The sequence below is a fragment of the Bacteroidia bacterium genome, from assembly GCA_026932145.1.
In the GTDB taxonomy this organism is placed as follows: Bacteria; Bacteroidota; Bacteroidia; order J057; family JAIXKT01; genus JAIXKT01.
In genome coordinates, this window is the sequence record JAIXKT010000041.1 from 1 (window position 1) to 13,178 (window position 13,178).

Annotated in this window: 12 protein-coding genes; 7 read left to right on the plus strand and 5 right to left on the minus strand. The window is 39.1% G+C overall.

The annotated features are described in order from the left end of the window. A partial coding sequence (locus LC115_09155; protein MCZ2356834.1) for a hypothetical protein occupies positions 1-250 on the plus strand: 250 nt, incomplete at its 5' end. A 27-nt stretch (positions 251-277) separates the two neighbouring features. On the opposite strand, the gene LC115_09160 is transcribed toward LC115_09155, so the two are convergent. Both LC115_09160 and LC115_09165 read right to left on the minus strand, forming a co-directional pair. Beyond that, complete coding sequence (locus LC115_09160) at positions 278-2,212, minus strand: transglycosylase domain-containing protein (protein MCZ2356835.1); 1,935 nt, start codon at positions 2,210-2,212, stop codon at positions 278-280. Between the two features lie 23 nt (positions 2,213-2,235). Then, on the minus strand, positions 2,236-2,997 hold the full coding sequence (locus LC115_09165; GenBank protein ID MCZ2356836.1) for a hypothetical protein: 762 nt from the start codon (positions 2,995-2,997) through the stop codon (positions 2,236-2,238). A gap of 194 nt (positions 2,998-3,191) precedes the next feature. Between LC115_09165 and LC115_09170 the strand changes: the two genes are divergently transcribed. The 5 genes from LC115_09170 (at position 3,192) to LC115_09190 (ending at position 7,131) form a co-directional block, all read left to right on the plus strand. Next, complete coding sequence (locus LC115_09170; protein ID MCZ2356837.1) at positions 3,192-3,707, plus strand: HNH endonuclease; 516 nt, start codon at positions 3,192-3,194, stop codon at positions 3,705-3,707. A 109-nt stretch (positions 3,708-3,816) separates the two neighbouring features. Continuing rightward, positions 3,817-5,295, plus strand: coding sequence for a hypothetical protein (locus LC115_09175; protein MCZ2356838.1), 1,479 nt, complete (start codon positions 3,817-3,819; stop codon positions 5,293-5,295). A 69-nt stretch (positions 5,296-5,364) separates the two neighbouring features. Beyond that, entirely contained in the window at positions 5,365-5,904 is a 540-nt protein-coding gene (locus tag LC115_09180) for a DUF4412 domain-containing protein (protein ID MCZ2356839.1), read from the plus strand. A gap of 9 nt (positions 5,905-5,913) precedes the next feature. After that, positions 5,914-6,057 carry a FixH family protein gene (locus LC115_09185; protein ID MCZ2356840.1) on the plus strand — a complete coding sequence of 48 codons (144 nt, stop codon included), beginning with the start codon at positions 5,914-5,916 and terminating at the stop codon, positions 6,055-6,057. Between the two features lie 9 nt (positions 6,058-6,066). Beyond that, positions 6,067-7,131, plus strand: a complete 1,065-nt coding sequence (locus LC115_09190; protein MCZ2356841.1) for a helix-hairpin-helix domain-containing protein — start codon at positions 6,067-6,069, stop codon at positions 7,129-7,131. Positions 7,132-7,184: 53 nt separating this feature from the next. Here LC115_09190 and LC115_09195 read toward each other — a convergent pair whose 3' ends face one another. Next, positions 7,185-8,516 carry a beta-glucosidase gene (locus LC115_09195; protein ID MCZ2356842.1) on the minus strand — a complete coding sequence of 444 codons (1,332 nt, stop codon included), beginning with the start codon at positions 8,514-8,516 and terminating at the stop codon, positions 7,185-7,187. A 107-nt stretch (positions 8,517-8,623) separates the two neighbouring features. Here LC115_09195 and LC115_09200 point away from each other — a divergent pair, with 107 nt between their 5' ends. Continuing rightward, a complete protein-coding gene (locus LC115_09200) occupies positions 8,624-9,397 on the plus strand; it encodes a M15 family metallopeptidase (GenBank protein MCZ2356843.1) in 774 nt (257 codons plus the stop codon). An 8-nt stretch (positions 9,398-9,405) separates the two neighbouring features. Here LC115_09200 and LC115_09205 read toward each other — a convergent pair whose 3' ends face one another. Next, the gene (locus LC115_09205; GenBank protein ID MCZ2356844.1) at positions 9,406-11,136 is read right to left on the minus strand and encodes a hypothetical protein; all 1,731 of its coding nucleotides are present in this window, start codon (positions 11,134-11,136) and stop codon (positions 9,406-9,408) included. Between the two features lie 427 nt (positions 11,137-11,563). Then, positions 11,564-13,006, minus strand: coding sequence for a T9SS type A sorting domain-containing protein (locus LC115_09210; protein ID MCZ2356845.1), 1,443 nt, complete (start codon positions 13,004-13,006; stop codon positions 11,564-11,566). Positions 13,007-13,178: the final 172 nt, after the last annotated feature.

Genomic DNA, 13,178 nt, shown 5'->3' on the forward strand with positions numbered 1-13,178 from the left:
AAAAAATCCAATATGCAAAATATTGGTCTTGTTTATTTTTCACTATCGTATAATAGGTATTAGAATACTGAAAGATAAAATCAGAAATTACAACTTTAATTTTGCCCATTTAGTGATGCTCATAGGCACTCAATTACACAACTTAAAAGATAAACCTAAGCCATGGTTGGAGTTATTGTTCATGATGTCTAATATCATGAAGGTTTCTGCTCTTTCATGTTTCAAATACAAAATCATTGTAGGTGCTTAAAAATCTAAAGTCATTTCAGTTTCATGGCTAATCTCCAAAGGGGGATATATCTTGGTTTGATAGAGAGTCTTCTGGTGCTTCTAAGTTTGAACGCAGATAAGTTTTGGCAGGGGATTTTAAGGTTACAGCTACTTTGAGCGAGTCATAATCGGTTTGGGAAATAACTTTATTGGCGAGCAAATGCCCTGCTACAACCTTATAGAATAAGGTGTTAAACTCTTCAAGTTGGCCGGTTTGTGGGTTAAAGTGATAACGAAATCCAAGTGGGCGCGGGATTATCATCGCTAAAAATAGCGCTTCCGAGAGCGTTAAATCAGCCGGCTTTTTGGCAAAATAAAATGCCGACGCTGCTTTCGCTCCATAAATATCCGGCCCCCACTCTATTAAGTTAAGATATAATTCCAAAATCCTGTCTTTTGAGACTAAGTGCTCATTCTCAATAAGCCAAACAATAAGCATTTCTTCTAATTTTCGGGCTAAGCGTTTTTCATGTTTGAGGAATACATTTTTGACAAACTGCATTGTTAAGGTGCTTGCGCCCCGCACAAAACGCTTTTCTTTGATATTAACGGTAATAGCTTTGTTGATGGCTTCCATATTAAAACCATGATGCCAGTAAAAACGGCCATCTTCGGCCTGCTGCACAGATTCCCGCAACAAAGGAGATATATTGGATAGCGGAACATAATCAGCACTGCCGGAACCCAGGCGGATGGGCTTGCTTCCATGAATGGGATAATACACAAAATCTCCGTTTACTTTGGAAAAATCAACTTTACCCGGCGCAATGTACGCAAACGGCTTCCCAATAAGTCCCGCATCGAAGTGTAAACTATCTAATTGCTGAAAATCTATCTCTAAGTTTGCATAAAAACTTAACTGGCCTTTGGTCTGAATCCCTTCAAAGCTCTGAAACATCCCTGCCGGAAGAGATGCAAAAAATTGCTCTGCCGGTGTCCCATTCATCTTTATTGAAGCCTGAATCCGCCAATCCGGGTCTAACCAAACCTGAAAATAGTTCTGAAAACGAATATTATTTAGCTGAACAAAGCAACTGCTATCAACACTAAACGACTCCTTATCAAAATGTAATGGAATATATGCCTGAATATTTTCGCAAGAAATATCTTCTTTGCTCAGTTTATCATGCCATATCTTAAACTTGTAACTATTCATTTTCAATGACAACGTTGCCTCATCTTGCGATTTACTAAGTAGATGAATATCAAAACCTAAGCTATCAAAATAAATAAGTGGCAATGAAGGTAAAAAATAACCGGTTGGCAAAAACACCTCCTGTTTGGATTTTAATTGTCCCAAAATTTTATGCTGCTGCTTATCAATCGTTAAATGGCAATTAAGTTGCTGCGGCGGCAGCGAATCTTGTTTTAGTTGAATGATACCCGTAAAATATTTTTCTTTAGGCTGGAAATCAATGAGTTTTATATTAAGCTGATGAATAGAATCTGTGAACAAAAAATTTCCTGAATGAAGCTGGATATATGCCGGCGTTAATGCAACTATTTTGGACAAGCTGCTCGGAATACGGAGTAACCGTTGTTTCCAATTAACTGTATTTTTTTCTGCTGTATCTTGTTTGTTATTATGTAGTTGTGTTTTTATTTCTGTATAGTTTAGGTTTCCAATACGCAAAGCTGTAACTTCTGGAATCGTTTTAAACAGTGAAAAGAACGACCATTCTAAGGAGAGAGAATCTACGGTAAGTCTCCAGTTATCTTGATTAGCCGTAATTTGAAGATTTTGCAAGTTTAGTTTTTGTAATCCTTCAACAGAAATTTCTTTAAAGGAGATTTTGCAATGCTGTTTTTCTTCTAAGGCTATTATTTTTTTTTCTAATAAGGTTTTGGCTATCATCGGCCTAAGCCAAAAATATCCTAAGCCGGATATTAGGATTATTAGAACCGCTGATAGCTTATAGATAGAAGTTTTTTTTAGTTTCATAAAAATCTGTTTTTCAAAAACAGTTACTCATAGATAATTTCCGGTTCATCATAATATCCGAGTTTATATTTACGAAATACTCTGTATGAGTCAATTACGGGAAATACTACGGACGCACCGGCGCCGATTCCTGCCCAGAGGGGATTTTTGGTACGCACATTTCTGCTGATGTAAACGGAGCCTATCCCAAAGACGAGGGATCCGGCAACCAAGCCTTTTAAGGTTCCCCAGCCGTCTGCTTTCCAAAAACGCCCCCAAGGAAATTTTACCTTAACAGGTGCAAGAGCTACCGAATCGCTGTCTGAATAACATCGCGTGTCTATTACAAAAAAGTCAGCCCAAAAATGCTGGCTTGCCTCGCTTACCGCTACAAAATAAGCAACACTTTCCCGTGATTCCTCCGGAAGCGAAGTAACTTCTGCCCGGATGCTATCCCAATTCATAACGAAATCTTGTTCATTCAAAAGATTTTCTACTAAAAGCCTGCCTTTTGCTGAAAGCGGTAACGTTTCCAGCATATTTTCCCTGTAAGGAGAATCCCATTCCGGAAGCTGATGAAAAAAGAGCAAGGTATTTGGCTCATAATCAGCATAATCTTGTAAAAAATCCCGTAATTGTTTACTTTCATGCAGTTCATCTTCAGGAGAATGAACATTATGGGCAGTTATTAACTGATTTAATAAGGTATTATGTAGGCTTCCGATAGAGTCCCACTCTGCCCATGACTGCCCAAAAGCCGAACAATAGCTTATCAATATTCCCCAAAAGCCGAGCAAAATTCGCATAGTACAAAAGTGCAGAATTTTATGCGACTTTTGCAATAGTTGCGGCACAGTTGTTCTGTTGTTTTTTGCAAATAGTTTTTCCAGCTAAAACAAAGTATTTGCAGTACCAATAGCACATTGGGGCGCATTTTGGGTTGTATGTAATAATTGAGTATCTTGCAAACCATTAATTAAGTATGCTGAATTAAAAGATTATGGCGCGAGAATGGTTAAACGAAAAAGTATTAGTGTTAAACCAAAGTTATCAGCCTATTAGCATCAGCACTGCCGGGAGAGCCTTTTTATTGTTATATCTGCACAAAGCAGAAATTATTACCACCAAAGAAAACAGGATAATCCGTTCCGTCAGTCAAGTTTTCCCTTTTCCGTCTATTATCCGCCTAAATGCATACATAACCATACCCTACAGAAAAGTTTCGCTTTCCCGTAACAATATTTTTAGAAGAGATAGCTTTAAATGTTGCTATTGTTATTCAACCCAAGATTTAACTGTAGATCATTTGATTCCACGTTCTTTGGGTGGTGGAGATAGCTGGGAAAATTTGGTTACTGCTTGCCAAAAATGCAATGCTAAAAAAGCCAACCAACGGATAGAAAATACCGATTTAGTATTGCGCCAGCATCCGTTTCGGCCAAGTTTTATTTTATATTTACGGAACTTTTCCGGAACTATTCCAGACGAATGGAGACCTTATTTGATGATGAGCTAAGTAAGAGAAAACTTAAAACAGTATCAATTCAGTTGCAAATTTTAACTAAATGCGTTTAAAGATTTTTATCTTTGCAAAATATCTGTAATTTCAAACCCAATTTTTTCACATGAACCGTTTGTTACTTTTGGTGGGGATTTTGCTGCTCTTTTCCACAGGATTATTTGCTCAGGTAGGTATTGGGATACTTGACCCTGATACTTGTGCGGTGCTACATTTAGAATCCACATCCCGCGGGCTATTACTGCCCCGAATGAATACGACCCAAAGAAATGCTATCGTTCAGCCAAAAGCCGGATTGACAATATACAACACCGCTGACAGCGTAATCCAGTATTACAACGGCGTTTGCTGGCTAAATGTTTATCAAGAAAACTGTACCGACTGCCATATCACCACTACTATGAGCCCGCAAGCAGATACCATAGACCGCTTGCTTCGGGACTCCAGCTTTACTGACATAACCATTCACCAAATAGCCGGAACACCCCAGAATGTTACCTTGAGTATTTTAGGCCAAACTCCGGTTGGAGTTACTACTTATTTTACAGCGAATCCGGTTTCTTCAAATGGAACAACACGATTGGTATTTCGGGTAACACCATTCACACCCGCAGGCTCTTTCCCTATTATTGTACAGGCTTTTTGCGGCCCTTCTCTTCGCACAATGGTTTTTTGGCTAACGATTTTGCCTTGCTACGAATTATATGTAAATAATACCACGAATAATTATTCAGTAAGCACAGATTTATATGCGACATATCCGACTGCGCCCACAAATTCACCGGTTTGTGTCGTGGTGTATGTGCGTCCGGGCGTTAATGTAGGTAGTTCTACCACGGCATCTTCGGCCATGACTACCGGCTCATTACCCACAGGGTCTATTGTAGGAGTTGTTAATGATGGTTCTATCATTGGCAAAGGAGGGGACGGTGGTACTGCGTATGACCCTGCTCAGGGCTGGACGGGTAATGGAACAGACGGCGGCCACGCGCTGAATCTTACTGCCAAAACGGCTATCTTGAATAACGGTTATCTCTTTGGCGGTGGCGGCGGCGGCGGAAGCGCAGCCTTCCAGATTGGATATACCGTTACCGTATTAGGCCAACGATTTACAATTGGATTTTTGGTCGGTTCGGGAGGTGGCGGCGGTGCCGGCTCAGGCTTAGGCGGAAACGTAAGTGCCCTAATTAACCGATACTCCCCTGGACAAAATGGAACCGGCGGCATTAACGGACAACCAGGACAAGGAGGTGTATTAAACAACCCGTTCTCCGTACCCGGATTCCCGATGTCCATAGGTATAGGCTCTATTAACCTGATAGCCAACCCTAACACCATCGGCGGAAGTGGCGGTGCATACGGCTTAGATGGAACTACCGGTAGCTTTAACCTCACTTTATCCGGTACTTTTACCCCAATAATTGGCCCAACTATCGGTATCGGCCCATTTAACATACCAATACCCGTCCCAATGCCAACACCCGGAAAAGGCGGAAATGCCGTAAAACGAAATGGAAATAATCTAAACGGTATCCCAGACAACCTATATTTTACAAACTTTCTCAAAGGACGAGTCGGAAACTAACCCAATCACAGATTTACAGATATGAAATACGCACTTTTTTTCTCCCTATTTTGCCTTTGCCAAATCTCAATGACGGCTTTTGCTCAATTTCAAGGTAAAATTTATACTTCGTATCATTCTATAAAAAATAATGATACCGGAACAATTATCTATTCCATTAAAGGAGATAAAACCTTAATGGATATACAAAATACGGCATCGAGTTCGCAGTTACTGAACCAAAATGGCCAGATATATCTAATCGGCAATAAACCGGCAGAAACCTACAAGGCTATGGGGCATCAAGACTGGAAACCGGAAAATAGCACTATTGCCGGAATGGCTTGTCAATACGCTGCCCTCAAAAGTAAATATGGTCAATTAGAAGTGTGGGTAGCCAAACAAATTCCGTTTGAATTTAGTCTATACCGTAACTTTTTTCAAGCTATGGGCTTTGACGAGAAAGACTTAAATGCCAAAATAACCGGATTTCCGTTGGTTATGCGCATCACAGATACAGCCGGTAATATACAATACATTCAGCAGGCAGACGAAGTAAAACAACTGTCCATAGATGATTCCACGCTTTCAATTCCGATGGCTCCGACTCCAGAAAAAAAACAGGAATAACGAAGAAAAATGAACACTTCCGCCTTAATAATGATTATCGTAGTTTTTGGAGTCGTAACCGGTGCAACTGGTTACTTTTTATGGTTAGCCGTGAAAACACCCCCAAAACTACCCGTTACTGAAGATTCTTATTTAGATAACGACCCAAAATAAACAGCAGTGATGGCACTTGACCGGCGTTTTCGTTGGTTATTTTCAAGTAATCGCCAAGTAGTTGCTATGGTGGTTTTTGCCACAGTCTTATTATTGGGAGTTGGAATACAAAAATGGTGGTTACTAAGCCAAAGTAACGAACTTCCTGATATTCAGACAGAAAAAAAAACACATTATTCTAAAAAGAGTTCTTCATCAGCCTCCCCCAAAGGATTTCAGCCAATAGAACTAAATACTGCTGATAGCACAACGATAGTTTCTTTGCCGGGTATTGGCCCCAAACTGACACATAGGATTCTTAAGAATAGAAATACTTATGGCCCCTTTTATGCCGTAATAGAACTTCGCCGTATTTATGGCTTTGACACAATCGCCCCCAAAATAGAACATTTCTTTTATGTAGATACCAAACTATTGCCCGCCCAAAAAGCAATGGGGGCTAATTCGATAGATATTAATCAGATAACCGAAGAAGAACTCCGGCAAACCAGATTACTGCCCCCTGAAATCTGCCATAGAATTATCTCTCTGAGGGGAAAAAAACAGGGATTCCGAAAAGTAGAAGACTTGAAAAAAGTATATGGAATGACGGATTCACTATTACAAGTCATTGAGAAATACGCATTTGCAGGATCAAGAGCACAAGATACAGTACGAAAAAGAAAGATAACCTTCTTAGACCTAAACCAAACCGACTCAATTGCCTTAGAACAACTCCCAGGAATCGGAGCAAAATTAGCCGCAAGAATAATTATCTACCGCAATAAATTGGGCTTTTACCACGATAAAACACAAATCATGGAAGTCTATGGCATGAAGGCAGATTTTTTTCAACAGTTTTCTGACTATGTTTATGTTGCCAATGATATTTCAAAGTATCCACATATTCAAATTAACACCGCAGAGGTTTCCGAACTTGGAAGACATCCTTATGTGGGATTTACCTTAGCCAAACGTATTGTGGCATACAGAACCCAACATGGAAAATTTAAACAACTGGGAGATTTAATGAACATTAAAGAAGTTGAAAAAACAACTTGGGAAAAACTGCTTCCCTATCTAAGTTTTAATTGACTTTGTTGAAATTTAAAGGAATAAACAAAATATACATTTTAATTTATTAATTATTAACCTTTTATGAAATCTCTGTACCAAAATCCGGAGTCTTTGATGGTTCGTTGTTGGGTTTGGTAATCTACATGAACAAGGCCGAATCGCGGGCGATAGCCTTCTGCCCATTCAAAATTATCTAAAAAAGACCATACGAAATATCCACTTACGGGAACTCCTTCTTGTTTTGCTCGAAGTACCTGTGCTAAATACTGTTGTAAAAAACGAACCCGTTTTTCATCATGGACACGTCCGTTTTGAACGACATCCGAAAAGGCTGACCCATTTTCGGTAACAATAATTTCCCGAACATTGGGCGTTTGCGCAAACTGCTTTAACAAGTGATAAATACCTTCCGGATAGATTTCCCAGCCCATTTCGGTATGCTCTACTCCCCTATCTTTTCCGGAAAGTCCTTTAAACCAGACAAGTGGCTCAAAGAGGCTAAATTTTACCAAATCACGGGTGTAGTTTTGGAGGCCGATAAAGTCAAAATTAACGGGTAGTCTTTTTTCGTCATCCGGTTTAAAATAGCGATAAATAGCTTTTAGAGACCAGATAATATCGGTAGGGAATCCCTTTCCGCAGATTGGGTCAAGGAATAAGCGGTTCAGTGCGGCATCGTATCTTTTGGCTGCGCCTATGTCCCACCTTGAATTTGAGTACGGTTGCGCATAGGTACAAGAAAAGGTTGTTCCTACGGTTGCTTGGGGCACATTTTTTCGGACTACTTCCGCTCCCACGCCCATAGCTAAGGTTGCATGAAGCGCAGCAGGTAAAAAATTTAAAAATCCTTTTTTACCGGGAGCATGAATTCCCAATAGATAACCCAAGCCCACAAACGCCATCGGCTCATTTAAAATCATCCAGCGCGAAACTTTATTCCCAAAAGCACGGGTGCATACATCACAGTATTCGGTAAACCAGTTTAAAATCTCGCGGTTAGCCCAGCCACCTTTGTCTTCCAAAGCCTGAGGTAAGTCCCAGTGATACAACGTTATCCAGGGTTCTATTCCTGCCTCCAAGCAAGTGTCAATAATTCGATGATAAAAGTCAATGCCAGCTTGGTTCGGCTTCCCAATTCCCTGCGGCAATATTCTGGTCCAAGATAAAGAAAAACGATTTGCCTGAATACCTAATTCCCGCATGATGCCAATATCTTTTGGGTAAAGATGATAATGGTCGCAGGTAGTGTTTGCATTGGCATTTTCAAAAATAGCCTTTGGTTTTTGGGTAAATCTATCCCAAATAGATTCGCCTTTGCCATCTTGTTGGTAAGCTCCCTCTATTTGGTAAGCTGCAGTCGCCACTCCAAAGGTAAATTGGCTGCCAAAATCACTTCTATTCATAAATATTATGCGAAGCTACGGAAAAATAGCTTATTTTTAGCGCGTTAAGAATCTGTATAGTTCAAAAAATATGTAGTTTTACTGAAATATTTTTTCATATACATAAAATGAGATTACTTAAAATTGGGGATAAGAATGATGATGTACTGAGGTGGCAGTACTTTCTAATCGGGAAGGGTTTTTATCATGGTGAGGCGGATGGCGAATTTGGCGATGAGCTAAAGTCTGCTACAATTGTCTTTCAATCCAAGTACGGATTAGAGCCGGACGGAATTGCCGGCAATAAAACCATCGGTATGGCTATGACAATCGGATTTGGGGTTTTAGAAGACCGAGATACCGGTTTGCTTAGTGCCAATTGGCCACCTAAGCCTAAGTTTAAACCGCTGGTTACCAACGAAGAACGCGCAGTTTTATTTGGTAAATTTTCTTATAAACACAAGCCGGTTTCAGGAAACCCCGAAAATATTGTAGTTACAGACAACTGGGCAAAGGAAAATATCATTTTGGTTAAAATCCCTCAATTAGTGCCTATAAAAGGAAGCGATAAGGTTTATTTTCATCAAAAAGGAGCAGAACAACTGATTAAACTTTGGAGTGAATGGGAAAGATATACTATGTTGCATAAGATATTGACTTGGGAAGGTTCTTATATGCCGCGTTTTGTGCGTGGAAGTACCTCTGTACTCAGTAATCATGCTTTTGGAACAGCTTTTGACATCAATGCGGCTTGGAATTGGTTGGGCGCAATTCCGGCACTTGTGGGGAGAAAAGGGAGTGTTCGTGAACTCGTTTCGATTGCCAATGAAAATGGTTTTTATTGGGGCGGGCATTTTGGCCGCACTGACGGAATGCACTTTGAACTTACCCAAATCAAATAATCCAACAGCTATACAGGGCTTTTTAGATAGACTGCAACACGGTTATCTTGATATTTCTTTTTGTAGTTATATTTTTGAATACGAAAATATTCAGGTAATTGATTGTTGTTCGGCACAATGGCTGCATCCGGTACATCATTTGAATAATCTACTAATTTGATTTTAGAATCATTGTATTCATAGCCGCGGAGAATCACTTCATAACCGGATAATTCTTGCCTCCCTTCAGGTGAAATTAAGATTTTTTGAGCTTTTGCAGCTTGAATAACTTTGTAAACATTTTGGGCGGAAAAATCCACTTGAAATCGATCCCAAACTGCTGGAATAAAGCCGATTATCTGATTGGTTAAGATTAAGGCAGCTACCGAAATAAGTAAGTAGTTAGCTATTTTTCCCCGAATCACTAACTTTGGGAGTATTTCTACCCAGAACGATCCCCACACAAAGACTAAGGGAATCCATGTTTTATCAGGCGGAAAAATTCGTTGGATTAATATCACCATTAGCGGCAAAATACTGAGTAGCAAAAATAACAGTACGCTTGCTTTTTTGAAGTACCAATATTCCCGCACCCAGTAACCAAACATAATTGCCGAAGCAAGGCCACCCAGTTTATAAATCGTTATGGATTCCCAAACATAATTCCAATATTCAAATAGAAACCCCCATATTTCAGCATAAGAATACGCTTTAAGTAATTCATTTTGACGGAGATGAATTACATTTACAAAGGTAATTGCCGGTAAATACCATGTTAATAGCATTAACATTAGCAAGCAGGAATAAGCAATATATTTTTTGTATATGTTAACGTTTTGCTTGTTTACAAATAAAAACCAGATGCTGCTTGTCGCCCACCAGTATCCAAACGTTGGCTGTGTGGCCCCGGCTACAAATCCACTGATAAGGAGTCCACTTAACCATGCAGTGCTATTGGGTTTGGTATTCCACTGCACCAAAGAAATTAAAAATAGACACACCGAAACAGCAAACAGCAGATAACCACGCCCCAAAAAACTGTATAAAGCAACTGAAAGACCTAATCCGATTACGCTAACAACAAAAGTTCCCCTCCAAAGACCAATCAGTTTTTGGACATACAGCCACAGAAAAGTTATTGAACTAAGACCTAAAATCAGATTTGGCAACCGCATACAAAAATGGAAATCTGAATATATTTTATGCAACAAGCTGGTTATCAATGTGTATAAAATATGATTTCCGGGATACGGATAGTAAACTAATGCGTATAAGGGAGATTTTCTCACATGGGATTCATAAAACCACGCTTCGTCATAAGTCATTGGAAAAAACAGCAAGCCGGCTACCCAAAGTCCGCCCAATACGATAGTTATCCAAAATAGCCCCCAGCGTTCTAAGGTATTCGCCGGCCATAGTTTTTTAAATCTATTTTGAAACCTGCTGAAGGCTTTAAATAATTGTGTTACAAAATATTGAATAGAACAGCTTTGAAGTGATACAAATATACCCGCCCAAAAGCATCCCAGCACAGCCAACAAAATTAATATTGCGTAGTATTTGGATTCCGTAAAGAAGCCGTTACGAATTTGCTCTTGTAGCGGTAAATCTGCTGATAAATAACGAATAATTTGCTGAATACTGCCTTCATAATCCCAAAACACCAAAAGACCTAAGGTTGCCCACAAGACAATGACAAGAAATATTCCCAAAAACCAAATACTTCCGGTAATTATGGAAATTAAGCCATTACGTCGCACAAGTAAATATCAATAAACAAAATTGAACAATTATGTTCAAACTCTTTTGCAATATAAAAAATTATGGTTTAGAAAGTATGATGAAGTTTTTGGCAACAAGGAGTAGCTTTACTGTTTATGCCTGAAGTCAAAGTTACTTGCGCCCTTATTGCCAAAGTACAAAAGTATCCAGAAAATAGATTGAAAAACAAATATCAGAATTCTTAGTGTGTCATTTGCCGGAAATATTTTCTTCAATTCAGAAGACAAAAAACGTAAATAACTCAAAAAAATAAATTGATTAACAGACAGTTAGAATATAAAACTATATTCTGAAAAATGATGTAAAGATTGAAGGAAAGATAACCTTAGATTTCAGGCTATTACAAAACAGAATAGCCGACCTCAAATATTCTTTAAGGTCGGCTGTCCTATTTCATGAAAGTAGTTAATCTGTGATTAAAATTTTGCCTACGGAAATACTGCTGCCGTTATTGATTAAACGCACGAAGTATAATCCTTGCGGTAAGTTATCCCGATTTATTATGACTAAGTTCCCGGATAAGTCATGCAGTTCTTTCACTACCTGCCCCATATTATTTTCGATAGTTAGGTGCGCGTTTTGTAATGGAAAATCTACCCGCAAAATAGCTTGATTAGAAAATGGATTTGGGTAAATTGCAGTCTGAATAGTTTGTGCAGGAAGTATAGATGTAATTAAGGGTTGGGATTTAAAATGAACCTCATCAATTTTTAAGGTTGAACCTACATAAACCGTTGATGAATCTTCCCATTTAGAGGAATGGAAACGGACAATAGCGGTATCTGGTGTCATGCCTAAGCTAAAAGGGACTTCCATATATTGATAACCCGAGCCGGCTGTTTTTCCAAGCCTCTTAACGTTACCACCTATCTGATTACCATTACTTTTGAACATGATCAATACTTCTGCACTATCATTGCTCATTGGGTCATACTTATAGTAGAAAGCGAGTGTATCAGTTGCTTTTGAAAAAGAGTTTCCGCCTATCCAGCATTGGCAACCGTTAATCCAATCTCCGTTACCCACATAGCTGGAGTTTGCTGCGGGATTTCCGTTTCTATCACCCAAAGCAGTTACCAATTGTGCTGCGTAATTTCCTGCTGCTCTGTCTGTGGTGCGGGTAAATCTTTCTTCGGAGGAGAAATACGCCCAGTCAGTAGGAGTGTAGAATGTGTTATTAGTCCAATTTTCAAAATCCCCATTAAAAAGAGCCGGTTGGCTGGTAACGCCGGTAAAACTCACGTTGTCTAACAATAGCATACTTCCGGTACGACTTAATGCTTCATTAGCAAAATCGCTGGATACTGCACCAAAGATTACCGTATCAGGAGTAACTGAAAGTGCTGGAGACAACGTAAAGTTAAAAGGTGTGTACGTATTATGAGTTCCATAAAAAGAGTAAATATATGATCCGATAGGAGCCCCATTTTTCTTGAATATTAATATTAGCCTAGATGTATCCGGTGAAGGAATATTGGACTTGTAATATCCTTGTATTCCGGTTGGAGTTTGATTATAGGGGAATCCGCCCGGCCAGTTTGGAAAATTATTATTTGGTTGCGCATTCAGGATATAAGAAAACGCATTACCTCCGCCACAACTTGTAGTGGTTAGCTTAACGGCATAACTGCCGGTATAAGCATCCGTACTCTTAACTACATTAGCTGACCCACAATGGGAGAGGGCATCTCCATTGGAAGAAAGATAGTTTGTAGGACTTTCATACGTTGTAGAATTCCATGACTCAAAATTTCCATTCGGAATAGAATTTTGAGCACAGCCAATATTCACAAAAACAGTAGCTAAAATAAAATAAGCCAAAAACGGAACTACAGATTTAGTTTTCATTATGAGTATTAGCGAATAGGTGTCTATTTATTTGATATGTTTTTATTTGTTTAATATATTATTGTTTCAACCCCCTAAAAGTTGGACAATATTTGTGTGTAAAGATAGTAGATTTTTTGAGCCTGTTGCACGACAAAAAAAATTAAAATATTTAACTATTTGATTTTGAATT